We start from the raw sequence: 26221 nt of genomic DNA, 5'->3' as shown, positions 1-26221 counted from the left end.
GGCATCGAAGGGTGCGCCTCGGCATCAACCCTTCGATTGATGCCGCAGGTGGGGGCGGCCCGTAGCCTGAAGGGGCCGTGACCGAAGAAGCCGTGACCGATCACTCCCTCACCCCCGTCCTGCGGGTCCTGCGCAGCTGCCTCCACCTGATGGTGGCCGCGCTGCTCGCGCTCGCCGCCGTACGGGCGGTCGCCGACCGCACCTCCGACGCCCCGGCCGTGATCGCCACCGCCGTCGCGCTGTTCGCCGTCTACGCGGTCGGCCCCAGGCTGCCGCGCCTTCGCAGCTCCGCGGGCGCCGCCGGCCTCTGGCTCGCCGCCGTGGCGCTCCTCTGGCTGGTGCTGCTCGCGCTCACCCCGGACGGCGTCTGGCTGGCCTTCCCGATCTTCTTCGTGCAGCTGCACCTGCTGCCGCTGCGCTGGGCGCTGCCCACCGTCGTGGCCACCACGGTCGCCGCCATCGCCGGCTTCGGGTGGCACACCCACACCCTCAGCGTCGGCACGGTCCTCGGGCCCGTCCTGGGTGCCGCCGTCGCGGTGGCGGTCGTCCTGGGGTACGAGGCCCTCTACCGGGAGAGCGAACAGCGCCGCCGGCTGATCGAGGAGCTGACGGCGGCCCGCAGCGAACTGGCCGCCGCGGAACGCTCCGCCGGAGTGCTCGCCGAGCGCGAGCGCCTGGCCCGCGAGATCCACGACACCCTCGCCCAGGGCCTGTCCAGCATCCAGTTGCTGCTCCGGGCCGCCGAGCGCGCCCTGCCGGTAAGGCCCGACACGGCCCTCGGCCACGTCCGGCAGGCCCGTACCGCCGCCGTCGACAACCTCGCCGAGGCCCGCCGCTTCGTCCGGGCGCTGAGCCCGCCCGACCTGGAGGCGGGCTCGCTGCCGGCCGCCCTGGAACGGCTCTGCACCACCACCGTCCGCACCTCCGGCCTCGCCGTGCACTGCCAGGTCTCCGGCGCGCCCACCGCCCTGCCCACCCCGCACGAGGTCGCCCTGCTGCGCATCGCCCAGTCCGCGCTCGCCAACACCGTCCAGCACGCCCGGGCCGACCGGGTCGAGCTGACCCTCAGCTACATGGACACCGAGGTGGCCCTCGACGTCGTCGACGACGGCGCCGGGTTCGTGCCCGCCGAGGTGCCCGCGCCGGGCTCCGCGGCGGCCCGCGGCACCGGCTTCGGCCTGGCCGCGATGCGCGCCCGGGCCCGCGCCCTGCACGGCACCCTCGCCGTCGAGTCCGCCCCCGGGGAGGGCACCGCCATCGCCGTCACCCTGCCCTGCCCGGCAGCGCCCGCCACCTCGGAGGCCGCCTCATGACCAGCACGGACTCCCCGGGGCCCGGGGCACCTCGCCCGTCGGGCGGCGCCCCCGTCATCCGGCTGTTGCTCGCCGACGACCACCCGGTCGTACGGGCCGGGCTGCGCGCCGTCCTGGAGACCGAGCCGGACTTCGAGGTGGTCGCCGACGTCGCCACCGCCGAGCGGGCCGTCGAGCTCACCGCCGAGCGGGACCTCGACGTGGTCCTCATGGACCTCCAGTTCGGTGGCCGGATGCTGGGCTCCCAGGCCACCGCCGCGATCACCGCCCGCCCCGATGCCCCACGCGTCCTGGTCCTGACCACGTACGACACCGACGCCGACATCCTGGCCGCCATCGAGGCCGGCGCCACCGGCTACCTCCTCAAGGACGCCCCGCCCGAGGAGCTGGCGGCCGCGGTGCGCACCGCGGCCGCCGGGAAGTCCGCGCTGGCGCCCGCCATCGCGCTGCGCCTGATGGACCGGATGCGCACGCCGGCCACCGCGCTCTCCCGCCGCGAGACCGAGGTGCTCCAGCTCGTCGCCGACGGCCTCTCGAACGCCGCGATCAGCAAACGGCTCTTCCTCAGCCAGGCGACCGTCAAGTCCCACCTCGTCCACATCTACGCCAAGCTGGGTGTGGACTCCCGTACGTCCGCGGTGGCCGCCGCCACCGCACAGGGCCTGATCCGCCGCTGAGCGGCGGCCCCCGGCCCGCCGGCCCGGCCCCGGCCGGCGGGGCCCGATGATCCCGGCGGCACGCCCATGGCCCGGCGCTGTCGGTGTCGGGTGCGAGAATCACCGACAGCAGGACAGCACGACAGGTGGCACCGCACGACCGCACCACCGCTCGCGATGATCGACGATCAGGGAGACGCACCATGGCACCCGCCATCCCAGCCTCGATGGACCGGCCGCACTTCATCGGCATCGGGGGAGCCGGCATGTCGGGCATCGCCAAGATCCTCGCGCAGCGCGGCGCCCGGGTGGCGGGCAGCGACGCCAAGGACTCCGCGACCGCCGAGGCCCTGCGCGCGCTCGGCGCCACGGTCCACATCGGCCACGCCGCCGAGCACCTCGCGGCCGACGCCACCAGCGTCGTGGTCTCCTCAGCGATCCGCCCCGACAACCCCGAGCTGGCCGCCGCCCACGAGCGCGGCATCCCCGTCGTGCACCGCTCGGACGCCCTCGCCTCCCTCATGGAGGGCCTGCGCCCGATCGCGGTGGCGGGCACGCACGGCAAGACGACCACGACCTCCATGCTCGCCGTCTCCCTCGGCGCCCTCGGCCTCAAGCCGTCGTACGCCATCGGCGGCGACCTCGACGCGCCGGGCTCCAACGCCGAGCACGGCACCGGCGAGATCTTCGTCGCCGAGGCCGACGAAAGCGACCGCAGCTTCCACAAGTACGCGCCCGAGGTCGCCATCGTCCTCAACGTCGAGCTGGACCACCACGCCAACTACGCCTCGATGGACGAGATCTACGAGTCCTTCGAGACCTTCGTCGGCCGCATCCGCCCCGGCGGCACCCTGGTCATCTCCGCCGACCACCCCGGCGCCCGTGAGCTGACCGACCGGATCTCCGGCCGCTTCGACATCGAGGTGGTCACCTACGGCGAGGCCAAGGACGCCGACGTCCGCATCCTCAAGGTCAACCCCCGCGGCCTGACCAGCGACGTCACGGTCGCCCTCACCAGCGGCAAGATCCTCACCTTCACCGTCTCCGTCCCCGGCCGGCACTACGCGAGCAACGCCGTCGCCGCGCTGGCCGCCGGGGTCGCCCTGGACCTGCCGCCGCACAACCTCGCCTCCGCCCTCGGCAAGTACACCGGCGTCAAGCGCCGCCTCCAGCTCAAGGGCGAGGCGGCCGGCGTGCAGGTCATCGACTCCTACGCCCACCACCCCACGGAGATGACCGCCGACCTGGAGGCCATCCGCGGCGCCGCCGAGGACTCCCGGGTGCTGGTCGTCTTCCAGCCGCACCTCTTCTCCCGCACCCAGGAGCTGGGGGCGGAGATGGGCCAGGCGCTCGCCCTCGCCGACGCCTCCGTCGTCCTGGACATCTACCCGGCCCGCGAGGACCCGATCCCGGGCGTCACCAGCACCCTGATCATCGACGCCGCGCGGGCCGCCGGCGCCGAGGTCACCCCGGAGAGCGACCAGGCCGCCGTCCCGGACGTGATCGCCGGAATGGCCGGGCCCGGTGACCTTGTTCTCACCATGGGCGCGGGCGATGTGACCGACCTCGGCCCCGCCATCCTGGCCCGCCTGGGCCGCTGAGCTGAGGAGGCACCGCAGATGCCGTACGAGATCGACAAGCCCGACGAGCAGTGGCGCGCCGAGCTGACCCCGGCCGAGTACCAGGTACTCCGCCAGGCCGGCACGGAACCGGCGTTCGTCGGCGAGTACACCGACACCAAGACGGCCGGCGTCTACTCCTGCCGTGCCTGCGGTGCCGAACTGTTCCGCTCCGACACCAAGTTCGAGAGCCACTGCGGCTGGCCGTCCTTCTACGACCCCAAGGACAGCGATGCGGTCGAGCTGCTGTCCGACAATTCGCACGGGATGGTGCGGACGGAGGTCCGCTGCGCGAAGTGCGGCTCTCACCTGGGGCACGTCTTCGAGGGGGAGGGTTATCCGACGCCGACGGACCAGCGGTACTGCATCAACTCGATTTCCCTGCGGTTGATTCCGGACGAGGGCTGAGATCAGTTCTGGTGGACCGACTGGGTTAGCGGTGGCGCCGGTGTCCTCTATGGGCACAGAGGACACCGGCGCACGCAGCCCGTCGAACGGCACGCCGTATCGCACGCGAATCGCGTCGCGTCTCCGAGGGCCCCCTCCCTAGGGGACTCGCGCAGGTCGAAACCCACCTCTCATCTGCCACGTCACGTCGGCCCTTGGGCGGGCTGTCATGACGCGGATCCGGGGTGTGTCGGTGGGGTTCACCGGCCCTTCGTGGAGATGTCGCGGGTGGCTTCGAGGAGGGGCAGCCGGTGGACACCGTCTGCGGGCTGTTTGTCGGAGGGCGGTCCCTGCGGCTGGACCGACATGACGACGACCACCTGGTAGTCGCCGGGGTGCTTGTCCACGTCGGCCCATGTGGTGCCGGGGCAGAGGCCGTCGATCGCCAGGGTCTTGGTGTAGGGGCGCCGGCCGACGGGGTACAGGAGGGCCGGCCCGCCGTGCGGACCAGTGTCGGCGGCGGGTTTCTGGCGGCCGGCGATGACTCCGTGCTTGATCAGGAGGGCCGTGGGCGGGACATCGACGATCGGCAGGCTGAGAGCCTCTGTCCGGTCGCGGGAGGTGATCCTGTAGGTGGTCCGCAGCGTGGAGCCTTGGCGCCGCAGGGACGTGACGGTCAGTTGCAGGGATTCGTCGGGGCGGCTGACACGGACCGGGGGTTCGATGGTGCCGCGGCAAGGCAGGGAGCGGTCCTGTTGCCTCAGCGACGGGCTCGTGGTGGTCGGGGCAGGGTGGGCCGGATCGGCGGTCACCGCGTCGGCCTGGCTCCCGCATCCGGCGAGGGCGAGCAGCAGGGCGGGGACGGCGGGCAGCAGGGGGCGACGCATGGGTTCCTCCGTGAGGTAGTGAGGTGGCGAGAGCGGTGCGGAGCATTCATCGAGCCAGGGGTGCACGGGCCACGATCAACGCATCGGGTGCCCGGTCGGCGGCGGTCGCGCCGCGCTGGGTGGTGAGGACGACGGCCACTTCGTAGCCGTCCTGCCACACCGAGCTCCAGGTGGTTCCCGCGCAGGGACGGCCCGGCACGGGCACGAGCCGGGCGCGGTGCGGACGGGCCGGGGTGACGCTCACCTGGCCGGCGGTGCTCTCCTCTCCTGGCAGGCGGGTGGCCGCCGGTCCGGCCGGATCCTGACCGGCCACGACCCGACCTTCCTTCAGGACGAGGATTCGCGGCTCACCGGACAGGACGGAGGGGGCGGTCGCGGTCACCTCGTAGCTGACCCGCGGGGAACCGCCCGGAGCCTTGCGCACAGCGGAGATGCGTACGGTCACGGCTCCGCGGCCGGTACTCGCCGGGAGTCTCGCGCCGCACATGTAACGAGGGAGCTCCGGAGCTGCGCCGCTCGTCGCCGGGGGCTGCCTGCTCACCGAGTCCGCCGGTGACTTGATCTCCGGGGTTGAGGCGGACGGCAGCGTGTTCAGCACCACCGCGGTAGCCACGGCCAGGCCCGCACCGGTCAGGGCGGTGTACCGGGCGGCTCTGCGCCGGCGCACCCGGGTCCGGACGCGCTCGGTGTCGATCTCCAGCGGCGGTGTGTGTTGCGCGGCGGCCAGCAACTGTTCGCGCAGTTCCTTCGGCTTCATGTCTCCAGCCTTTCCTCCGCGACGTGATGTGCGGGTGTCCGCAACCGGGCGCCCAGCCGTGCCAGCGCGTCGCTCAGATGACGTTTGACCGTGCCTTCACCGCAGCCGAGCCGTGCCGCGATGTCCGCGGTGGACATGTCCTCGTAGTAACGGAGCACCACGCAGGCCCGCTGTCTCGGCGACAGTCCGCGCATGGCGTCCATGAGGTCGATCCGGTGCATGATGTCTGCGCTGTGGTCGGCAACCGGCGCCGAGGACACGAGCCGTGGCAGCGCGCGGATCCAACGGGCGCGGCGCCGGTGCAGATCCAGGTAGCGGTTGAGCATCGTGCGGCGTACGTATGCCTCCGCCTCACCCAGTTCCCACGCACGGCGGGGCCGGGAGAAGACCCGTACCAGTGCCTCCTGAACCAGGTCGGCGGCCTCCGCGCGGTCGCCGCACAACAGGAAGCCGTACCGGTTCAGCTCCGCGCCGCGCTTCTGCGCGAGCTCGGCCAGAAGCCTTGACCATTCGGCCACATTCCCTCCGATCACCTCACCCGGTATCACGAACAACTCGGCGGTCGGGTTGGGGCCTTGTGGCGAGGAATCTGGACGATCGCAGCCGAGCTGGGCCGCTTCGACGCGGCCCTGCCCTGTGGCAACCGCCCGCCGGTGGCCACGGCAAGCCGGGCAGGGCCGCCTCCCCCGTCCTTATCGGCGGGCGGGGGCCGGCTGCGGGGCGCGCCGCTTGGTGGCGTGGTAGCCGATCGTGAGGATCGTGCACCACGCGGCCCATACGTACAGTCCGAGGCGGGTGTCGCTGGAGGTGGCCATCAGCACGACCACGAAGACGAGCGCGGCGAGGGCGATCCAGTTGGTGAACGGGGCGCCGGGCATCCGGAAGTCGACGGCGGGCAGGAGCCCGGCGCGTGCCTTGGACCGGTAGCGCAGGTGCGCGATGAGGATCACGGCCCAGGTCCACAGGCCGGCGCAGGCGCTGACCGAGGTGACGTAGACGAACGCCTTGTCCGGGGAGACGACGTTGACGACGACGCCGATGCCCATGACGAGGGTGGACAGCGCCAGTGCGGCCAGCGGGAGGTGGCGGTGGGTGAGGTTCCTCATGGCTTTCGGGGCCTCGCCGTTGACGGCCAGTCCGCGGACCATCCGGCTGGCGGAGTAGATGCCGGAGTTGCAGGAGGACAGGGCGGCGGTGAGGACGACGAAGTTCATGATCCCGGCGGCTCCGGGGATGCCGACCTGGGCGAGGACCTGGACGAAGGGGCTGACTCCGGGGGTGTACCGGGTCCAGCTGAGGACGGAGAGCAGGATGATCAGCGCGCCGATGTAGAAGACGGCGATACGGACCGGAAGGGTGTTGATCGCCTTGCGGAGCGTCTGCTTGGGGTTCTCCGCCTCGCCGGCGGTGAGGCCGATGAGCTCGATGCCCAGGTAGGCGAAGACGACGCCCTGCATGGCGGCCATGGTCTTCCAGGCACCGTGTGGCGCGAAGCCGCCGTCGGCCCACAAGTGCCGGACCGAGGCGCCCTGTCCGAGGGAGGAGAAGCCGAAGGTCAGTACGCCGACGCCGATCACGATCAGGGCGGTGATCGCCACGACCTTGATGGTGGCGAACCAGAACTCCAGCTCGCCGAAGAGCGTGACGGAGACCAGGTTCGCGACGAAGAGCACGATCAGGGCCCCCGCGGCCGTGGCCCAGACCGGGACGGCGGGCCACCAGTAGGCGATGTAGTGGCCGGCCGCGGTCACCTCGGCCATGCACGCGGCGACCCATGCGGCCCAGTACGACCAGCCGGTGACGAAGCCCGCAAACGGGCCGCAGAACTCGCGCGCGTAGTCCGCGAAACTGCCGGACGTGGGGCGATAGGTGAGGAGTTCCCCCAGCGCCCGCATGACGAAGAAGATGACGATGCCCGCAGCGGCGTAACACGCCACCAGGCTCGGCCCGACCTCCGCGATACCGGTGCTGGAGCCGTAGAAGAGCCCGGTGCCGATCGCGCCTCCGATGGCCATCATCTGGATCTGGCGGGCGCTGAGTCCCCGCCGGTAGCCCTCGTCGGGCGTCTCCGTGTCGGCGTCGCCGCCGAGACGAGGTGGTGCGGTCTTCGCTGAGGTCATGGTGGTGCCCTTTCGCTCCACGGCTCGATGCTCCACGTGTTGGTCCTGCTCCGGTGCGGCCGACTCCTCCGGCCCCTCTCACGGCCACCGTCCCGCCCGCGGGAGATGGCCCCAACACCCGCTCCGGGCAGGCGTCTTGTGCGTCCTATGCGGTGCCGACGGTGCGCAGTACGGCGAGGACGAGGGTGCGGGTCACGGCGACGATCTCGGGGAGGGAGACGTGCTCCCGGGGGCTGTGCGCCAGGCGCACGTCGCCGGGCCCGAACTGCAAGGTGGGGATGTCCGCGGCGGCGTACAGGCGCAGGTCGCTTCCGTAGGGCGCGCCGCGCTCGCGCAGCCGCGGCCCGCCGACCGCGTCGGCGTGTGCGTCCCGGACCAGAGCCCCGAGCGGATGGCCGCTCGGCAGCCGGCCGCTCGCGAACCGGCCGCCGGGCCAGCTCACGGTCGCCGGGTGGGTGCGCAGCCACGGATCGTCCGCGCACGCCTCGGCCACGCAGCTTTCGAAGTCGGCCACCGCCTTGGCCGGATCCTCGCCGAGCCGGACGCCCAGCCTGCCCTCGGCGACGAGGCAGTCCGGCACGCTGCTCGCCCAGTCACCCGCGCGGAGCGTGCCGACGGAGAGCGCGTACGGGATGCGTGACTCCGCCATCAGCGGGTCGACTGCCGCGTTGCGCCGGGCCTCCAGTCGGGCCAGCGCCCGATGGAGGGGCAGGTATGCGTCGATGGCGCTGACGCCCGCGTCGCGGGTGCTCGCGTGCGTGGCCCGGCCCGGGACCTCGATGCGGAAGGTCAGCGCGCCGGCGTTCGCGGTCACCAGCGTGCCGCCGGTCGGTTCGGTGATGAGGCAGGCGTCACCGGTGTGTCCGCGCTGGAGGGTGGCGAAGGCGCCGAGCCCGCCGTCCTCTTCACCGACCACGCAGTGGGCGGCCACCCGGCCGCGCAGCCTGGCGCCGCTCGCGCGGATCGCCGCCAGGGCGGCGAGGTTGGCGACCAGCCCGGCTTTCATGTCGCAGGCGCCACGGGCATGGACGACGTTCCCGGCCACGCGCGGGACGAAGGGGTCGCCGTCCCACTGCCGAAGGTCGCCGGGCGGTACGACGTCGACGTGCCCCTGAAGGATCATGGCCGGTCCGTCACCGCCGTCCGACGTGGTCGCCACCAGCCCCCACGCTTCGTCGCGCGGTGCCTCGGTCCCGGGAAAGCCGGGCTGGGCACGGAGATCGGACAGGTCCATGGACCACAGATCGACGTCGAGACCGAGCCGGTCCAGATGTCGTGCCAAGCGGTGCTGCATGTCGGACTCGGCGGCGCTTCCGGTCACGCTGGGGATCGCGAGCAGCTCCAGGAGCATCCGGGCGAGGGCGGCCTCGTCGATCGCCGCCAGAGCGGCGGACTCCTCGGCACTGAGCACTGCGGTCAATGGTCACTCCCGACACATCGCGGCTGAGCGGATGGGTCCGGATGCTATGTTCGGGCCATTGACGCAATCAATTGCCATATCTTGTCTGCTGAACTCGATTTTTTGCGTAGTTAAAGCTGCTGTGGCGTTTTCTTGCGGACGCAGCGCATGCTTCTCCGCGGAGGTAACGGCGTGGACGCCATCGACGAAGAGATCATCCGCTGCGTTCTGCGGAACGCGCGGAGTACCTATGCCGAGATCGGTGAAGCGGCCGGGCTCTCCGCGCCGGCGGCCAAGCGGCGGCTCGACCGCCTCGTTGCCACGGGGGCGATCCGTGGGTTCACCGCGCTCATCGACACCCAGGCGCTGGGCTGGCGGACCGAGGCGTTCGTCGAGGTGTACTGCAAGGGCAATCCCACCCCCGCCGAACTGCACCGGGCCCTGGAGGAGATCCCGGAGGTCGTCGAGGCGTGCACCGTCTCCGGTGCTGCGGATGCGATGCTGCACATGCTCGCCCGGGACATCGCGCACCTGGAGCAGGCCATTCAGCGGGTCCGTGAGGCCCCCGTCATCGACCGCACCGAGAGCGTGATCGTGCTGTCCCGTCTGCTCAACAGGCCCCGGCTGTGAGCGGCCGCGGCCCTGCCGGGGAAAGGTTCCGGCGCGCAGGGTCGCGGTACCGCTGAACCATGCCGCGCACCTCCTGCTCGGCGAGCCGGACGCGTTCCGGCACCGCCTCGGCGTGCGGCAGCAGCGCCTCCCCGACCTCGGTGGGGGTGGCCCCGCGGGGGCTCCGGTGGAACAGCGGCGCGCCGAAGTGGGGTTCGAGGGTGGTCAGGTGGTAGGTGACCGTCGGCCGGGTGTGGCGAAGCGCGCGTGCAGCGCCGGCGAGGGGGCCTTCGCGGGCGATGGCGCGCAGGACCTGGAAATGGCGTAGCTCCAGTATGGGCACCCGCCGGGCCTGTGGAACCTCTATGGATCGACAGCCAAGCCCGTACCTCGCTGACGAACCGTCAGGTCGTCGTGCGCAGACCCGGAGGCGCTGCGGAACCCGGGTCTGTTCGGGTACGGCATGTCAGTTTCGGGACAACGGGCGGAGGTTGGGCTGTTCGGTCGTGCCATGCTGTGGCCGTGGCCTCCGACGTTCCGTTCGGAGAGTGGAACAGGACGTGCACCGATCCCCGGCTCTGTGTGGCGATCGTCGACCGGCTCACAGGCCCCCTCATCCGGACCGGCTCCGACTCCTGCCGGCTGAAGGCCACCCAGAACGAGGGCCGATCCACCAGGGGCTCATGATGGCCAAGGACGAAGAGGAACCACAACGGCCGCCCGTCTCCGATCGGGGGCTACCACGGGAGGCCGAGCTGGGCGATATCGCCGAGCGACTGCGGCAGCTGGCCGCTGCCAAGGACCGACTACAGGGACTGCTGGACGCGGTGCTGGCCATCAGCCGGGAGCTGGACCTGTCGTCCGTACTGCACCGCATCGTCACCACCGCCATGGACCTGGTCGGCGCCCGCTACGGCGCCCTGGGGGTACTGCACGAGTCCGGCGAGTTCCTGGAAGAGTTCATGGCCGTCGGACTGACGGAGCAGGAGCGGGACGATCTGGCCGAGGTGGAGTTCCCGCACGGCCGTGGCGTGCTCGGACACCTGATCCGTCACCCCGAATCCCTGAGGATCGACGACATCGGCTCCCACCCGGCCTCGGCCGGGTTCCCTCCCGGCCACCCCTGCATGCGCACCCTCCTCGGGGTGGCCATCGGCGTCCGCGGCGAGATCTACGGTGACCTCTACCTCTCCGAACGCCACGACGGACGCCCCTTCGACGGAGCGGACGAGGAAGTCGTCGTCGCCCTTGCCGGCGCCGCCGGCATCGCGATCGAAAACGCCCGCCTGTTCGGCCAGATCCGCGACAGCGCCGAGACCTTCCAGCGCCTGCTCCTGCCCACCCTCCCGGACGTGCGGCCCTTCACCGCCGCCGCGATCTACCGGCCCGCCGCTGAACCCAACCATCTGGGCGGGGACTGGTACGACGCCGTCATCCTGCCCGACGGAGCCGTTGGTGTCGTGATCGGAGACGTCGTCGGCCACGACCTCCATGCCGCCGCCGCAATGGCTCAAACCCGCAGCATGCTCCGTGCCCTGCTCTACGACCGGGGCACGCCGCCCAGCAGCATCCTCACCCAACTCGACCACACCCTGCACGCCACCACCCCCAACCCCGTCACCACGGCACTGCTGGCCCGCATCGAACCCCGAGACGACGGCTGGTCGCTGCACTGGAGCACCGCCGGACACCTCCCCCCACTGCTGATCACCGCCGACCAGCGGGCCGAATACCTCCGCGCCGACCCCGGCATCCCACTCGGCATCAACACCGCCCACGCCCGCCCCGACCACAGCCGCACCCTCCCCGCGGGCGCAACGCTGATCTTCTTCACCGACGGACTCATCGAACACCCCGCCCACGCCATCGACGAGGGGCTGGACGCCGTGGCCACAGTCGCCACCATGCACGCAGACCAGCCACTGCAAGACTTCGTACAGACCCTCGCCGACCACCACCCGAGCGACGGCCACGACGACATGGCCATCCTCGCTCTGCGCACCCCACCCGCCACCTGACATCGCTGCACAAGGCGGGCCCGCAGGGCGCCACTCGATCGGGGGCGCTGCCGACCTCATTGCCGATCGCAAACCTGCATCGCGCAGGGAACGGGCACGAGCGCGAGCATCCCCGTCAGCGGGCGGAAGAGACGACTTCGTCGCGAGGGTGTCGGCGAGTTCGACGGGCCTGGACAGCATGGGCCAGTGCCCCGTGGGCAGATGGAAGTGCCGCCACGGTGCCTGGTTGCTGATCGATGGCCCTGCCGATGACATCTCGCGTCGGCTGCCGCGCACGACTTGAGGCGGACATCCGGTGGGCAACTGCCCTTCGGTGAAATCCGGTTGGCGGGGTAGCCGCGTTCGGGCGGCACACGCCGGCAACGGCCGCGCCTGGACTGGTGAGGACGGGCCAGGGCGAATTCGGCAACCCCTTCGGTCAGTTCGGCGCAAACCTTTCGGTGAACGCCGTCATGTGTGCCGATGGGCGCGGTCCTTAGTGTGCTACTCGCGGTCGGACGCCGCTCCCCGTGGTGGAGCGTGGGAACCGTCATATGCCCGTCCAGTGGCGCGCGTACGACCCGTAGTAGACCAAGGCGCCATCAGGAGAAGTGTTGGAGAGCGTTTCTTTGACCATCCTGGCTGCCGATCCCATCAGCGGCGCCGGGGCCGCCGCCCTCTTGCGGCCGTACCCCACCGTCAGCCTGCTCGGCACGGAGCGCAGTGCCGAGGCCGACGTCATGCTGGTGCTCGCGGGGGAGATCACCGCGGAGACCCTGGACTCCATCGAGCAGGCAGTCCGTGACGCGGCCAACCCGCGGATGCGCGTGGTGCTGGTCGGGGACATGGTGCGCAAGCAGCATCTGCTACGCGCCGTCAACTGCGGTCTGATCAGCCTGATCCCGCGCCGTGAGGTCAGCACCGAGCGGCTGCTGCGGGCCGTCATAGGGGCCAGGGACGGGCGTGCCGAACTGCCCACACAGGGGGCGGCCTGGCTGCTCGACTGGGCCAGGACGGTCCAGTCGGACGTGCTGACGCCGATCGGGCTGACCACCACCGGCCTGGTGACCCGGGAGGTGGAGGTCATCAAGCTGCTCGCCGACGGCCTGGAGACCGCCGCTATCGCGCAGCGGCTGAACTACTCGGAGCGGACCATCAAGAACATCATCCACGGGGCCATGAGCAGGTTGCAGCTTCGCAACCGGGCCCACGCCGTCGCGTACGCCTTCCGAACGGGCGTGATATGAGCAGGTCACCGCAGAACCGGTACGGGCGGGCACGTCCCGGCGGTCGTTCGGGCACCGTCCCCCGCAACCGCGCACTCACGGCGCGGCCGATCCCTGGCCCCCATCGGGAGATGGCGTCACGTGCAGGAGAGCCAACCCGATGAGTACCGTGATCGTTAAGCGCTCGCCGCGCGCCGACGGCCCCCCGATGCCCTCAGGGCGGGTGGAGCTGGCCGAACCGCCGGTGCTCGGCGAGCCCGCAACCGCCGACCTCGGCTCGGTGCTGCTCTACCTGCCGATGGGCCTGGGGACCACGGCGATGGTGCTGATGTTCTCCACGGGCGGCAGTTCCCCCACGAGCTTTTTGATGTCGGGGGTGATGGGCATCGCCATGGTCAGCATGACCTTCAGCCAGCTCGGCAGGGCAGGCGGGGAGCGCAAGCGTCGGATCCGGGCCGAGCGGCGGGACTACCTGCGGTACCTCGGACAGCTGCGGGCGCAGGCCAGAGCGGCGGCCGAAGAACAGCGGGCGGCGGTGTGCTGGGACAACCCGCGACCGCAGCAGCTCGCCGCGATCGCCGCTGGGCCCCGACTGTGGGAACGCCGGCCGGGCCACGAGGACTTCGCACGCGTACGGACCGGAGTGGGCATGCGGCGGGCCGCGTTGGAGTTCGTCCCGCCGCACACCAGGCCGGTGGAGGATCTGGAGCCGCTCTCGGCCGTGTCGCTGCGGCGGTTCGCCCGCGCCAGCAGGGCCGTACCCGGTGTCCCGGTGACGGTGGCGCTGCGCCGGTTCACCAGCGTGGAGCTGGTGGGGGACCGGGAGGGTGTCCTCGGCCTGGCGCGGGCGGTCGTCGGGCAGCTCGCCACCTTCCACTCGCCCGACGAGCTGCGGATCGCGCTGCTCACCGACGACGCCGGGCGGGCGGAGTGGGACTGGGTGAAGTGGTTGCCCCACAACGCCCACCCGGAGCGGGAGGACGCCACGGGCCCGCAGCGGCTGACGGCCCAAGACCACGACGCGCTGATGGAGCTGCTGGGCGCCGAGTTCGCCGACCGGCCCGACCACGACGAGTCGGCCGTTCCCGGGACGACGGAACCGTTTGTGGTGATCGTCGCCGATGGAGTGGACCTTCCTGAGCGATGCCGGCTGCTCGACGGCGGGGTGCGCTGCGCGGTGCTGCTCGACGTCACCGGCTCCCTGCGCGGTGGCCCCAAGGTGCTGCGGCTCACCGTGGAGAACGGCAAGGTCACCTTCCCCACCGGCGAGACCACCGCCGACGCGGAGGCGGACCTGCTCACCGAGGCGGCAGCGGAGCGCGTGGCCCGGACACTCGCCCCGCGCCGCACCGGCGGCACCGTCGATCTGCTCGACAAGCCGCTGGAGACCGACTTCGACCTCACCACCCTGCTCGGTATCCGTGACGCGCGCGGTTTTGACGTCGCCTCCCTGTGGCGACCGCGCACCGACCAGCAGGCCCGTCTCGCCGTTCCCATCGGGGTCACCGAGGACGGCGAGGTCGTCGAGGTGGACCTCAAGGAGTCGGCACAAGGCGGGATGGGTCCGCACGGGCTGCTGATCGGGGCCACCGGGTCGGGCAAGAGCGAGTTGTTGCGGACCCTGGTCGTCGGCCTGGCCGCCACGCACTCCTCCGAGGTGCTCAACCTGGTGCTGGTCGACTTCAAGGGCGGAGCGACCTTCCTGAACATGGACCGGCTGCCGCACACCTCGGCGGTGATCACCAACCTGTCCGACGAACTGCCCCTGGTGGACCGGATGCAGGACTCGCTGACCGGCGAGGTGATCCGGCGTCAGGAACTGTTGCGGGAGAGCGGTTACTCCTCACTGTTCGACTACGAGAAGGCACGCCTCGCCGGTGCCCGGCTCGCGCCGCTTCCGTCGCTCGTGATCGTCGTCGACGAGTTCTCCGAACTGCTGGCGTCCAAGCCGGACTTCGCCGAGCTGTTCGTGATGATCGGGCGGGTGGGGCGCAGCCTCGGCATCCACCTGCTGCTCGCCTCCCAGAGACTGGACGAGGGCCGGATCAACCGGGTGGAAGGACATCTGTCGTACCGGATCGCACTGCGCACCTTCTCCTCGATGGAGTCCCGGAGCGTGATCGGGTCGTCCAGCGCCTACGAACTGCCCTCGGAGCCCGGACACGGCTATCTGAAGATCGACACCACCAATCTGGTCCGGTTCAAGGCCGCCTATGTCTCCGGGCCGTGCCCGGAGCCGCCGGTGGCATCGACGCCGAGCGCGCGGGCGGCCAGGGTCGCCAGCGAGGTCGTGCCGTTCCGGCTGGAGCCGGCGCCCGCCTCCGCTCCGGAATCCGAACCGACGCACCACGCCCGTCCGGTGCCCACCGTGCTGGGAGCCGACGCGGAGCAGGAGGGCGGGCCCACCGGGCGCGGCGAGGACGGCGACAGCCTGCTGGAAGTGATGGTCGACCGGCTCGTCGACGCCGGCCCGCCGGCCCGGCAGGTCTGGCTGCCCCCGCTCGACGAGTCGCCGAGCCTGGACCACCTGCTGCCCGGGATCGTGCCCGACCCGGCCCGTGGCATGGCCGCGGGGGAGTCCGCGCGTCATGGCGCCCTCCGTGTTCCCCTCGGCGTGGTGGACCGACCGTACGAGCAGTTGCGCGAGCTGCTGGAGGCCGACCTGTCCGGGGCGGACGGCCACGTGGCCGTGGCGGGGGCTCCGCAGATGGGGAAGTCCACGCTGCTGCGCTCGCTCATGCTCTCTCTCGCGCTCACGCACACACCCGCCGAGGTGCAGTTCTACTGTCTCGACTTCGGCGGCGGGCTGGCGTCCGTCAGCGGTCTGCCGCACGTCGGTTCGGTCGCCGGCCGACTGGACCGCGACCGGGTGCTGCGCACCGTGGAGGAGATCTCCCAGTTGCTGGAGGTACGCGAGCGGCAGTTCGCCGACCTCAGTCTGGAGAACATGGCCGGCTACCGAGGGGCGCGCGCCCGGGGAGAGATCGACTCCCCGTACGGCGATGTCTTCCTCGTTGTCGACGGCTGGGCCACGCTACGGCAGGACTTCGAGGACGTGGAGGCGAGGATCGCCGAACTCGCCGCCCGCGGCCTGGCCTTCGGCGTGCACGTGGTGATCTCCGCGGTGCGCTGGTCGGAGATCCGCCCCCGGCTGCGGGACCTGATCGGAACCCGGCTGGAACTGCGGCTCGGCGACCCGATGGAGTCGGAGGTGGGCAGTCGGGCCGCCGGCGATGTGCCGCAGCAGCCCGGCCGCGGTCTGACCAGCTCCGGATACCACTTCAGGGCCGCGCTGCCCCGGCTGGACGGCAGTTCGGAGACGGCCGAGCTGGCCACCGCCACCAGGGCGGCCGTCGCGGAGGTCGCGGCCTTCTGGACCGGCGCCGCCGTGCCGGGCGTCCGGCTGCTCCCCACCCACCTCGGGGTGGAACGACTCCCCGCGCCGGAGGACGGCCCGAAGGTCTGCGTGGGCTGGGACGAGCAACGGCTGCTGCCGGTGTGGCACGACTTCGCCCACACCCCGCACCTGATGGTCTTCGGGGACGGCGAGACGGGCAAGTCCAACGCGCTGCGCCTGATGGCCCGGGCCATCACCTCGCACTTCAGCCCGGAACGGGCCCGCATCCTGCTCGCCGACCCCGGCAGGGAGCTGCTGAAGGACGTACCGGAGGCGTACCGCGTGGGGTACGTGGTGGACACCGAAGCGCTGGCTGACCTGGCCGGCAGCGCCGCGGTCTCGATGCAGAAGCGTCTGCCCGGCCCGGAGATCACCCCGGAGCGCCTGCACCAACGCGACTGGTGGGAGGGGCCGGAACTCTTCCTCCTCATCGACGACTACGACCTGCTCGCCACTGGTAGCGCGGTGGGCGGCCCGCTGGCCCCGCTCGTGCCCTACCTGGCTCAGGGCGTCCACATCGGCCTGCACCTGGTGGTCTCCCGCAGCACGTCCGGGGCGATGCGGGCCATGATGGACCCGCTGCTGCGCCGGATGTGGGAGCTGGGAAGCCCCGCGCTGCTGCTGTCCTACCCCAACGAGGAGGGGAAGTTCCTCGGCGAGGCCAAGCCCCGCACCCTGCCCCCGGGACGCGCCCAGTTGGTGACCCGACGGGGCGTCAAACTCGTGCAGACCGGGCTGGTCCGTCCGCGGTGACCAGCGCCGCACCACCAGGCCGTACCGCCTCTCCTGCCCCTCCTGCCCCTCCCATCCCGTTCCCGCATCTGAGGAGCTCCATGACCACCGCGAGTACCACAACCGTCGCGGGCAGATCCGACGTCTGCCGGCTGACCGTCGTGGGGCCCGAGCGACGGGCGGACCTCGCCGTTCCGGCCACGGTGACCGTCGGCGACCTGCTCGGGGTGGTGCGCGGCCACGTGTGCGGCAACCCCGGGCGCAACGACGGCGACTGGGTGCTCCAACGGCTGGGCGAACCGCCCCTCGACCCGGACGGCACCCCGGCCACGCTCGACCTGCGGGACGGCGAGGTGCTGTACCTGCGTCCGATGGACGACGCCCTGGCAGTGCTGCACTTCGACGATGTGGCGGAAGGCGTGGCCGAGGTGGTCGGCACCCCGGCCGTCCGCTGGCGACCCGCGCTGACGCGTCGGCTCCTGCTCGGCTTGGCCTGCCTGGTTCTCGGGGTGCTGGCGGTCGGGGTCTGGCGGGTCGGACCGGGACGGGGGATGGCGGTGGCGGCCGCGGTGGTCGCGGTGGCCCTCGGCGCCGCCTGCTTCGTGGCCACGCGGCTGCGCCCCGACCGGGCCATCGGCATGATCACCGGCCTCGTCGGCTGCCTGTTCGCCGCCCTGGCCGGCGCGACCGCCGCGCGCGGCGCCTCCGGCGTGCTCGCCCCGGGCCGGGGTGATATCGCCCTCGCCGGGGTCTGTGTCGCCGTGGCCGCCGCCGGTGCGCTCGCGCTGCGCCGGGCGCCGGCCGAGGTGTTCGGCAGCGTGCTCGCGACCTCGGTGGCGGCCCTCACGGGTGTCGGGATCTCCACCGTACTGGGCCTGGACGCCACCCGTGCCATGGGCGTGCTCGCGGTCGGCGCGTTCGTGACCGCCACGCTGGGGATGCGCATCGCCGTCCGGGTCGCCCGGCTGCGGGTGCCTCAACTGCCGCGTACCGCGGAGGAGTTGCAGGAGGGCATCGAACCGGAGCCGGCGACCCGGGTGGCCCGGCGGACCAGGATCGCGGATGTCTGCCTGACGTCCCTGGCGGTTTCGGGCGCGGCGGTCTTCGCCGTGGCGCTGTGGCTGCTGAGCCGGGAGCCGGAGTGGATCGGCCCGGTGCTCGCCACCGTGTTGGGCGGCGCCGTACTGCTGCGGACCCGGGTCCTGGTGGGACCGTGGCAGCGCATCCCGATGGCGGTCAGCGGGGCGCTCGGCCCGATGCTGGTGCTGCTCTCCCTGGTGGAGTCCGCGCCGCCCGTGGTCAGCGCGGTTCTCCTGCTGGTCCTGTTGGTTGCCGCGGGGCTGCTGCTGGTCGCCGCGCGCCGTATGCCCGGCTCACGGCCGCTGCCCGTGTGGGGCCACACGGGAGACCTGCTGGAGACCTGGACGGCGGTGGCGCTGATCCCGTTGCTGTTGCAGCTGGTACACGTCTACGTCGCTATCCGTTCACTGGTTGGGTGAGGGGCGGAACGTGCAGAGTCGACGCGACCACGTACAGGCGTACCGGTTCTCCATCGGTCGGCTGATCTCGGCGGTGGTCACCGGCGATCCGGGAAACGGAGAGTCGCCGACGCGCCGAGCAGACCTCGGATCCATGATCGGACTGGCGGTCGCGGCGCTGCTGATCGGTGGAGCCGCGGTATACGGGCTGATCAGCCCGGGCGCCAACACGAGCTGGCGCAAGCCCGGTTCGCTCATCGTCGAGAAGGAGACCGGTACCCGCTACCTCTTCCTCGACGGGGTGCTGCGCCCCACCCGCAACTACGCCTCCGCGCTGCTGGCGACCGGCGCAAACCCGACGGTGCACAGCGTCTCGCGCGACGCACTGCGGGACGTACGGCGCGGCACCCCGATCGGCATCCCCGACGCGCCCGACTCCGTGCCGGCGCCCTCCGAACTGCTCCACGGGGCGTGGAACCTCTGCCTGGGCGGGCGTGACGAGGAGGCGCAGCAGATCGACCTCGCACCCGGACCCGACACCGCGCTCGGCGGTGACCGGCGGATCCTGCTCGTCGACCCGGACGGCGCGAAGTACGTGCTGTGGAAGGACACCAAGTACCCGGTCGGCGACCTCTCCGCCCTGGTGGCGCTGGGGCTGGGCGACCGCGAGCCGATGAAGGCGCCGACGGCCTGGCTCTCCGCCCTGCCCACGGGGACGGCGCTGGCTCCGGCCGACATCCCGGGGGCGGGAAAGCCCGGGCCACGGGTGGGCGGTGGCCCCGCCAAGGTCGGCCAGCTGTTCCGGACCGGTCAGGCGGGAGCGAGCCAGAACCTGGTGCTGCGCTCCGACGGCCTGGCCCCCCTCACCCGTACGGAAGCGGCTCTCCTCCAGGCCCGGCCGGGGCACACGGCCCCGATCGAGGTGACGACGGCCGACGTGGCCGCGGCGCGCGGCTCCCACGACCGCACCCTGCTCAGTCGCATCCCCGACCTGCTGTCGGTCGCCGAATGGCGGGGAGACCGCGACCGGTTGTGCGTACGGCAGAAGGCCGCGGGCACCAAGGTCGAGGCCACCGTGGTCGTCCGCGACGGTGCCGTCTCCTCCGGCGCCGGGGTACGGGTGCCGCCGGGGCGCGGGATGTTCGTGGCCGAGCTCGCGCCCAGGTCGGGCGAGCAGGTGCCGCGCCGCTACCTGATCACCGATCAGGGGCGGAAGTATCCACTCTCCGACGACGCGACCGCGAACGCCCTGGGATATGGACGGGTGGCGCCGTTGCCGGTGCCGAGGAAGGTGTTGGACGCGGTACCGAGCGGCCCGGCCCTGGTGGCTTCGAGCCGCGGCAAGGGAGGGCAGTGACATGCGGATCCCTGTAGAGCGCCTTCGCCCCACGGCGCCCGCCGTGGAGTGTCTGACCGTCGGCCACACCGTGCTGGTGAGGCGGAAGGGGACAGATGAGCGGGGCGGCCGCCGGTCCCGGAGCTGGGCGGAAGGGCTGGCACTCGACCCCGACCACCGGTTGGTGGCGGTGGACGTGCCCGCCGCGCTACCCCCCACGGCCTGGCGGCCGGTGGCGAGCAGGCTCAGCCGCGACGACGGTGGCAGCCGCGGCCTGCGTCTGGTGCCCGTCCCCGGCAGTGCCGGGGAGTTGATGCCCGCCGGACAGTGGCTGGCCGACCGGCTCGGCACCGAGGTACTCGTCCCGGCCGGGGAACTGGTGCGTGTCGACGACGGCTCGCTCTTCGTCCGCGGTGACGCGAGAACAGGCTGGATCCGGCTGCGGCCGGACGGGCCGCCGCAGTGGGACTCGCGCCGCGCCCCGAAACCGCAGTGGGAGGACTGGATGGTCAACCAGTCCTGGAGCCCAGGGCCGTCGGGGTTCTGCGAGCCGCTGCCGGGTGGGGCGTGGCTGCGCCCGGCGTCGAACGACCTCTGGCACGAAGTGCACCGGTTCCGGTTGACGAGCGTGGTGCCGTGCGACCGCAAGCGGCTGTGCGTGGTGCTGGGCCACCCTGGCGGTTCCGCCCTGCCGTTGGCGGACGTCGCCCGTTTTTGGCGCGCGGTACCCGAGGAACACCGCGGTGAGGTGCGCTTCGTGGGCTACGGTCCGGTGGCGGCCCCCGAGGAGGAGACGCTGGGACAGGCCCTGTCCGACCTCCTGGGCCGGCCGGTCACCGTCTACTGCGGGTTGCCGGTCGGCGGTCCGACGGTCACCGGGGAGCCGGACGTGCATGGGGTGTGCCCCGACGGCTCGCCCGGTTGGCGGCCGTTCGCCAGGGAGCTCGGCTACCTGCCACGCCAGCAGAGCGGCGGTCAGGTCCTGCCTCCCCGTCCGGTCAGCCATCGGCTTCCGGTCCACGGTCTGCCCGAACTCTCGCCCGGCGTCTACGGTTACGCTCCGGACGCCGTGCTGGAGGTGATCCAGAGCGGGCTGTGGATGCGGCCGCCGACCGAGCCCGCGGACGCGCAGGCCGTCCGGGCACTTCCCCTCGACCCGACCGCCGCCAAGATCCTCTACGACACGAGCTCGCAGCAGAGCGCCGAGCGCATGCAGCTTCTCGCGCTGGGGGCGCTGTGGCGTCTCGATCCGGCCACCCGCCAGTCCTCCCAGGTACTGCCGGCTGCCATGGCCACGTCGGGGATGGGCGCGCCCGGTGGCCAGGAGACGCCCGCCGGGTCGGCACCTGCCGCGTCCGCGCCCGCCGCGTCTGCACCTGCCGGGTCGGCGCCTGCCGGGTCGGCACCTGCCGGGCTCGCGCCTGGCTGGTCGGTTCCGGTCGGCGGTCCCTCCCTCACCGGCAGCGTCCCCGACGTCGGGACGGGCTCCGCCCCGGAAGCCTCCACGGCGCAACCGAGCGCGGCGGCGGACACCACGGCGCCGGAGCCCGCCACGGTGACGCCGGAGGTCGCGCCCGCCATGGCTCCCGCGGCGGTCGCGCCGGCCACAGTTCCCGCGGCGCCCGTTGCCGCTCCCGTGCCGGATCCCGTCTCCGTATCGCCTGTCGTGCCGGATCCCGTCCCCGTATCGCCCGCCGTGCCGGACCCCGTCCCCGTATCGCCCGCCGAGTCGGTTCCCGCCGCGGCGCCCCCGGCCGCGCCGCCGTCTGTCGGAATGCCTTCCGTGGCAGCGGACGTGCCGCCGGCGCAGCTTCCCGCGCCCCCGCCGGTGGTCCGCCTTGAGGCGGATCTGCTGCCGGCTCCGCCCGAGGCCGAAGCCGCCTCCGCCGTACCCGCCGCCGTACCTGCCTTCGCCGGTGACGCCCCTCGACCGCCCGGCGGTGCGAAGCCGGTGCCCGACCTGCCGGAAGCACGGACGTCCGGCGAACCGGCCGCCGAGGGGGTGCCGAAGCAGGTGGCGCCCACCGCACCTGACGACGGGGCAGCGCAGGTCGGCGCGCCAGGGGGACCTGGCCAGGTGACCGTGTCCGAACCTTCGGACGACGACCCGCGGGTCCAGCCGACGCCGCGGCCCGAGGCGTGTGCGGTCCCCCCGTCCGGCGGCATCGACCGGGAGCGCGACTGGCTGCGCGGTGCACTACGGCAGCAGTACGACGCCGCCGCCAGCTCCCTGGCCCGGCTGCTCTCGCAGTCACCGGGCCTGCGCGGCGATGCCAAGAAGCCCTCCGAGGACACCCTCACGGACCTGGTCGCGGTGCGGATCTACCTCTCTGCCGAGGGCAGCAAGATCGACGCCGCGGTGCGCGGTGCGACGGTCGGCCCGCATGTGCCGCTGTCCCGCTGTGTGTACGAGGGACTCCGCCGTCTGCCGTCACATCGTGGTGCCGGCGTGCTGCGCACCACCGTCAGCGACGCGCAGTGGCAGTGGTACCGACAACAGCGACTGGTGACGGAGTGGGGTTTCTGCCCGGCCCGGACCAGCGCCCCCTGCGAACTGCCCGGCACCGTCGATTTCCTCATCTGGTCGCTCACCGCCCGCCGCACCGTCCTGCTGGAACCCGCCGTCACCGACCGCGTGGTCTTCCTGCCCGGGACCAGCTTCAAGGTGCTGGACGTGCGTCAGGAAGAGCGGCGCGAGGTGTTGTTGCGGGAGTTGTCGCCCTCGGAGATCGCGCCGGACGGCACGGTGGACCTCGCGTCCGGTCCGCTCGACGAGGCAGCGGTCGCCGGACTGGAACGCGCCGCCGAGAACTGGCGGGGCGCGAGCCCCCCGGAAGCGCTGCCGGAGCACTGGTCGAACAGCTTCGGCAGCCCACCCGGGCTGATCGGCACGGCGCGCGTCGCCACGCAGGGAAACAGCCAGGGAACCACCCAGGGAAACAGCCAGGTAAACAGCCAGGTAAAGGGGTCACCGTCGTGACGCGGCAGATTCTGCTGGTCTCCGCACAGCGCCCGGGCGCTCACCGCTCGATCGCCGAGGCGTTGAGCCAGGCCGGCGAGGGCGCCCTGGTATCCGTGGAAGCCGGGCGGTATGAGGAGCGGATCCTGCTCACCGGGGCGGTCACCCTGGCCGCCCAGGACGGGCCGGGCAGTGTGGAGATCCACGCGAGCACCGGGAGCGCACTGGTGGTGGACTCCGATGAGGTCCGGCTTTCCGGGTTGGTGCTCTCCGGGGCGGACGAGCAGTACCCGGTGGTGGACCTGCGCCGGGGACAGGCCGCCTTCGACGGCTGTGCGATCTCCGGCCGGGCCTGGACGGCGGTGCTGGCGCGGGACCAGGGCACGCTGGTGGCGCGTGACTGCACGGTCGACAACCCGCGGGGCGCCGGCATCGTGGTGACCTCGCCGGGTGCGAACACCATGGAGAACTGCCAGGTGGCCGAGGCGGGTTCGTCCGCGGTGGTCGTTGCGGCACAGGGGCGGCTGACCGTCCGCGGGGGCACGCTGACCGGAAGCGGTGGCAACGCGGTCTGCGTCAACGGGCAGGGGCACGCGACCGTCGAGGACACCACCGTCGCCGACAGCAGAAAACCCGGCCTGGTGGTCGAAGAGGAAGGCAGCGCCGAACTGCGACGGGTGGTCGTGACCGGCAGTGCGGGACCGGACGCCTACCTGACCAGCAGCGCGCCGGTCACTCTCACCGACTGCACCTTCTCCGGCGCGGAGGGCGAGTCGGTGCACATCGCGGCCGGCTCCGCGCCGCTGCTGCGTGGCTGCACCATCACCGGCGCGGGGCGGTGCGGGGTGCGGATCACCGGTGCCGCCAAGCCGCGGCTGGAAGAGTGCGAGATCCGGGACACACCGCTGGGCTTGGTGGTGGACTCGAACAGCGCCCCTACCGCGAGCGACCTCGCGGTCCACGACGCACAGCAGGTCGCTGTGCTCGTCACGGATGGTTCCGCCGCGGAGTTCGGCAGGCTCACGGTGGTCGGGGACGCCGGGGGAGTGCGCGTGCTGGGTTCCGCTCGGCTCCAACTGCGCGGCGGCGAAATCGAGTTGGCTCGTGGCGACGCGGTCGAGGTGGGCGAGGGCGGCACCGGACGGTTCGGCGAGTTGACGGTGCGCACGGCGCGGGGCGCGGCGCTCAAGGCCACCGCCGCGGCCGACGTCGTCGCCGAGTCGTCCCTGCTGCACGGCGGCGGGGTGGTGGTCGACACGGACGCGGCGGTCCGCCTGGACGACACCGATGTCGCCGCATCGGATACTGACGGGATCCGGGTGCTGAACGGGGGCTCGCTCGTCGCCGAGCGGTGCCGGGTGCACGGCGCTCGCGGGCACGGTGTGCGCCTGGACGCCACCGGGCGGGGCGAACTGCGCTCCTGCACGGTGGAGGGCAACGAGGGAGAGGGCATCCGCAGCGACTCCGTCGAGCCGGTGCGGATGCATGACTGCGAGGTCCGGGACAACGGCGGCCCACGGCCGAACCCGCCGCGCGAGGGCCGGCCGGACCCGGCGGACCGCCGCGACGGGGCACCTCCGGAGGAGAGCGACGACCCGGGGTGGTCGGACCGTGGAACGCGGCCGGAGCCCTCCGGGCAGGCGGGCAACGGACCGTTGGCCGAACTGGAGGCGCTGGTCGGGCTGGAGAGCGTGAAGCAGGAGGTGACCGGCCTCATCAACCTCAACCGGATGGCCCAGCGGCGCGAGGAGATGGGGCTGCCCATGCCGCCAATGAGCCGCCATCTCGTCTTCGCCGGACCGCCCGGAACCGGCAAGACCACGGTCGCCCGGCTCTACGGAGCGGTGCTCGCCGAACTCGGCATCCTCGGTGAGGGCCATCTCGTAGAGGTGTCGCGGGCCGACCTGGTGGCTCAGATCATCGGCGGCACGGCGATCAAGACCACGGAGGTCTGTACCAGGGCGCTCGGCGGCGTGCTCTTCATCGACGAGGCGTACACCCTGACCAACCAGGGCAAGGGCAGTGGCCCGGACTTCGGTCAGGAGGCGGTGGAGACCCTGATGAAGCTGATGGAGGACCACCGCGACGAACTGGTGGTCATCGTCGCGGGCTACTCCGAGCAGATGGAGCAGTTCCTCTCCTCCAACCCGGGGATGGCCTCCCGCTTCTCGCGCACCGTGGAGTTCCCCAACTACAGCCCCGCCGAACTGGTCACCATCACCCGCAACATGTGCGGGCGGCACTACTACGAGCTCGACGACAGCGCGCACGAGGCGCTGGTCCGGTACTTCGAACAGATCCCCAAGGGCGCGACGTTCGGCAACGGCCGGGTGGCGCGCGGCGTGTTCGAGTCCATGGTGAGCAACCAGGCGTCACGGCTGGCGATGGCGCCGGGCACCGGGGACGCCGAGCTGAGCAGGCTGTCCGCCGCGGACGTGCCCGAGCTGCCCGGCGGTGACGACACGGACCCCCGAGCGCCCGGCCCGGACGGCGCGCGGGGGCGTGGCAGCGCCCGGCTCTCCGCTCTCGTCGGCCTCGCCGAGGTACGGCAGGCGCTGGCCGCCAGGCTGTCCGGCCTGGGGCAGCTGCGGGCCGAACAGCAGCCGGTGGCGCTGACGGCCAACCTGGTCTTCGAAGGGCGCCCGGGCAGCGGACGGCGGTCGGCGGCCCGGCTCTACGCCCGCGCGCTGGCGGAGCAGGGGGTGCTCACCGCCGGAGTACTCCACCGGGTTCCGCTCTCCGCGTTCCCGGCCCGCTGGCACGGCCAGGCCGAGACCTTCACCGCAGGCGCCTTCGACGAGGCCGCGGGAGGGGTCCTGCTGTTGGAGGCGGACCGGCCGTTCGCGGACCGGCCGGACCAGGAGCGTTCCGCCGTGCTCGACGCCGTGCAGCGCGCGGCGTGCGCCGGCCCTGACGTGGCGGTGGTGCTCTCCGGTGAGGCGCCGCAGCTCGCCGAGGTGCTGAGGGAGAGTCCCAACCTGGCCGGTTGCTTCGCCGAGTACCTGAGGTTCGCCCTGTACGGGCCCGAGGAGCTCGCGGAGCTGGTCCTGCGCCGACTTGCCCGCCACGGCAGGGCAGTTGACGACGGGCTGCGGCAGGCGCTCGGCGTCCACTTCGCGGACACCGCGCATCCGGAAGGCGCCTACGGTGCCCACCGGTTCGCCGACCGGCTGGCGGCCGCGGCCCCCACGCGAACGATCCGGGTGGCCGATCTGCCGGACGGCGCTGGGGCCGTGGCGGCGGAGCCGGCGGTCGCGAGCGCGGCGGCGCCCGGCTGAGTGCCCTCACCGGCTGTTATCGGGTGCTCGGGTACAGCAGGGCACCGTGGGATGACAGCGAGGGCAGGCGC

At 72.3% G+C, this 26221-nt stretch carries 18 protein-coding genes; 12 read left to right on the top strand and 6 right to left on the bottom strand.

Going from position 1 to position 26221, the window contains the following annotated elements; genetic code table 11:
* Nucleotides 1-77: 77 nt before the first annotated feature.
* The 4 genes from AB0C96_RS29245 (at nucleotide 78) to msrB (ending at nucleotide 3996) form a co-directional block, all read left to right on the top strand.
* Nucleotides 78-1313, top strand: a complete 1236-nt coding sequence (locus AB0C96_RS29245) for a sensor histidine kinase (protein WP_362921390.1) — start codon at nucleotides 78-80, stop codon at nucleotides 1311-1313.
* On the top strand, nucleotides 1310-1990 hold the full coding sequence (locus tag AB0C96_RS29240) for a response regulator transcription factor (RefSeq protein WP_362921389.1): 681 nt from the start codon (nucleotides 1310-1312) through the stop codon (nucleotides 1988-1990). The genes AB0C96_RS29245 and AB0C96_RS29240 overlap by 4 nt, the downstream gene beginning before the upstream one ends.
* A gap of 182 nt (nucleotides 1991-2172) precedes the next feature.
* Complete coding sequence (gene murC / locus AB0C96_RS29235; RefSeq protein ID WP_362921387.1) at nucleotides 2173-3570, top strand: UDP-N-acetylmuramate--L-alanine ligase; 1398 nt, start codon at nucleotides 2173-2175, stop codon at nucleotides 3568-3570.
* An 18-nt stretch (nucleotides 3571-3588) separates the two neighbouring features.
* A complete protein-coding gene (msrB, locus tag AB0C96_RS29230; RefSeq protein ID WP_362921385.1) occupies nucleotides 3589-3996 on the top strand; it encodes a peptide-methionine (R)-S-oxide reductase MsrB in 408 nt (135 codons plus the stop codon).
* 239 nt (nucleotides 3997-4235) lie between these two features.
* On the opposite strand, the gene AB0C96_RS29225 is transcribed toward msrB, so the two are convergent.
* From AB0C96_RS29225 to AB0C96_RS29205, 5 genes are all read right to left on the bottom strand, one after another.
* Nucleotides 4236-4862: a hypothetical protein gene (locus AB0C96_RS29225; RefSeq protein WP_362921383.1), complete on the bottom strand. Its 627-nt coding sequence runs from the start codon at nucleotides 4860-4862 to the stop codon at nucleotides 4236-4238.
* Between the two features lie 46 nt (nucleotides 4863-4908).
* Nucleotides 4909-5619: a hypothetical protein gene (locus tag AB0C96_RS29220; RefSeq protein ID WP_362921382.1), complete on the bottom strand. Its 711-nt coding sequence runs from the start codon at nucleotides 5617-5619 to the stop codon at nucleotides 4909-4911.
* Entirely contained in the window at nucleotides 5616-6137 is a 522-nt protein-coding gene (locus AB0C96_RS29215) for a SigE family RNA polymerase sigma factor (RefSeq protein WP_362921380.1), read from the bottom strand. Before AB0C96_RS29215 ends, AB0C96_RS29220 begins: the two co-directional genes overlap by 4 nt.
* A 174-nt stretch (nucleotides 6138-6311) precedes the next feature.
* On the bottom strand, nucleotides 6312-7739 hold the full coding sequence (locus AB0C96_RS29210; RefSeq protein ID WP_362921378.1) for an amino acid permease: 1428 nt from the start codon (nucleotides 7737-7739) through the stop codon (nucleotides 6312-6314).
* Nucleotides 7740-7884: 145 nt separating this feature from the next.
* Nucleotides 7885-9150, bottom strand: coding sequence for an ArgE/DapE family deacylase (locus tag AB0C96_RS29205; RefSeq protein WP_362921442.1), 1266 nt, complete (start codon nucleotides 9148-9150; stop codon nucleotides 7885-7887).
* A gap of 180 nt (nucleotides 9151-9330) precedes the next feature.
* Here AB0C96_RS29205 and AB0C96_RS29200 point away from each other — a divergent pair, with 180 nt between their 5' ends.
* Nucleotides 9331-9768, top strand: a complete 438-nt coding sequence (locus AB0C96_RS29200) for an Lrp/AsnC family transcriptional regulator (protein ID WP_362921376.1) — start codon at nucleotides 9331-9333, stop codon at nucleotides 9766-9768.
* On the opposite strand, the gene AB0C96_RS29195 is transcribed toward AB0C96_RS29200, so the two are convergent.
* Nucleotides 9749-10090: a LysR family transcriptional regulator gene (locus AB0C96_RS29195; protein ID WP_362921374.1), complete on the bottom strand. Its 342-nt coding sequence runs from the start codon at nucleotides 10088-10090 to the stop codon at nucleotides 9749-9751. The genes AB0C96_RS29200 and AB0C96_RS29195 overlap by 20 nt on opposite strands.
* Nucleotides 10091-10433: 343 nt before the next feature.
* Here AB0C96_RS29195 and AB0C96_RS29190 point away from each other — a divergent pair, with 343 nt between their 5' ends.
* From AB0C96_RS29190 to AB0C96_RS29160, 7 genes are all read left to right on the top strand, one after another.
* Entirely contained in the window at nucleotides 10434-11765 is a 1332-nt protein-coding gene (locus AB0C96_RS29190) for a GAF domain-containing SpoIIE family protein phosphatase (protein ID WP_362921372.1), read from the top strand.
* 608 nt (nucleotides 11766-12373) lie between these two features.
* Complete coding sequence (locus AB0C96_RS29185; protein ID WP_362921370.1) at nucleotides 12374-12991, top strand: response regulator transcription factor; 618 nt, start codon at nucleotides 12374-12376, stop codon at nucleotides 12989-12991.
* Between the two features lie 139 nt (nucleotides 12992-13130).
* On the top strand, nucleotides 13131-17120 hold the full coding sequence (eccCa, locus tag AB0C96_RS29180) for a type VII secretion protein EccCa (RefSeq protein WP_362921368.1): 3990 nt from the start codon (nucleotides 13131-13133) through the stop codon (nucleotides 17118-17120).
* Nucleotides 17121-17200: 80 nt separating this feature from the next.
* The gene (gene eccD, locus AB0C96_RS29175; protein WP_362921366.1) at nucleotides 17201-18598 is read left to right on the top strand and encodes a type VII secretion integral membrane protein EccD; all 1398 of its coding nucleotides are present in this window, start codon (nucleotides 17201-17203) and stop codon (nucleotides 18596-18598) included.
* Nucleotides 18599-18608: 10 nt separating this feature from the next.
* Nucleotides 18609-19934: a type VII secretion protein EccB gene (gene eccB / locus AB0C96_RS29170; protein ID WP_362921364.1), complete on the top strand. Its 1326-nt coding sequence runs from the start codon at nucleotides 18609-18611 to the stop codon at nucleotides 19932-19934.
* 1 nt (nucleotide 19935) lies between these two features.
* Nucleotides 19936-22893, top strand: a complete 2958-nt coding sequence (locus tag AB0C96_RS29165; RefSeq protein ID WP_362921362.1) for a hypothetical protein — start codon at nucleotides 19936-19938, stop codon at nucleotides 22891-22893.
* Nucleotides 22890-26150, top strand: coding sequence for a right-handed parallel beta-helix repeat-containing protein (locus AB0C96_RS29160; RefSeq protein WP_362921361.1), 3261 nt, complete (start codon nucleotides 22890-22892; stop codon nucleotides 26148-26150). The genes AB0C96_RS29165 and AB0C96_RS29160 overlap by 4 nt, the downstream gene beginning before the upstream one ends.
* Nucleotides 26151-26221: the final 71 nt, after the last annotated feature.

Source organism: Streptomyces sp. NPDC048506 (assembly GCF_040651315.1).
Classification (GTDB): Bacteria; Actinomycetota; Actinomycetes; order Streptomycetales; family Streptomycetaceae; genus Streptomyces.
The sequence above is the reverse complement of the archived record's forward strand: the minus strand, read 5'-3'. Positions and strand labels throughout refer to the sequence as shown.